The sequence below is a fragment of the Frankia sp. CcWB2 genome (assembly GCF_977927585.1).
Genome location: NZ_CDWRCM010000266.1, coordinates 4,712 through 5,416, shown reverse-complemented (window position 1 = coordinate 5,416; position 705 = coordinate 4,712). Strand labels below are relative to the sequence as shown.

The 705-nt window shown below is 53.9% G+C and carries 1 protein-coding gene; it reads right to left on the bottom strand.

Annotation, left to right across the window (positions count from 1 at the left end):
* Positions 1-328: 328 nt before the first annotated feature.
* The coding region (locus ACY45C_RS20030) for a hypothetical protein (protein WP_462189105.1) at positions 329-705 on the bottom strand (377 nt) is incomplete at its 5' end.

Here is a 705-nt window from a genome sequence, read left to right as displayed (position 1 = left end):
CATCCACACCCAGCTCCAACACCAACCACTCACCGCAAGATCACGAATCTACGTGAATGTTTACCACCTCGACGGGTAGAGAGAGCTCGAAATTGATTCCTTCTTTGGAGGATTTATAGAGCAGAAGCCATGTCGGAATTCGCTCCAGCTCTACCCTGGTCATTGTAGCGATCTGATATCCAGGGAAAGATATTATGAGCTGATTATTGGTCTCGACGAGTTCCGCGAAAGCCGCACCCTTCGGGTTCTTGGTCCTTAGGAGTCGAAATGAAATAACTTGCGCGTTTCGAACCCTCCACAGGCCTGTGACCTGTGATGATGCTCTCGATCACGTATTTGTTACTTCATTACGTCCCCTTACCGGCTGCTGTTCGTCACCCACGCCACCCGTTGCGCTCGTGGCGGTAATGGAAAACTTCGCGAAGGGGTGGATGCAACGAAGGATTGAGTCCTTGTTGCTCCACTCCCAGTTCTCGGAAATCTTCCGCTCCCGCATATAGCGGTTGCAGCGCGTCCAGAAAAAGTAGCCAGGCGCGCCGGGCGCGTCAAGATCACTACATGTTCGCGCTTCCGCCGCCGCCCCCCACAACGGCTCTACGAGGTCTTCCACGGTCAGGTCAAGGGACCGTAGACGGTCGAGAGCGTCCTGCCCTATGGGGACGTAATGAAGTAACAAATACGTGATCGAGAGCATCATCGCAGGTC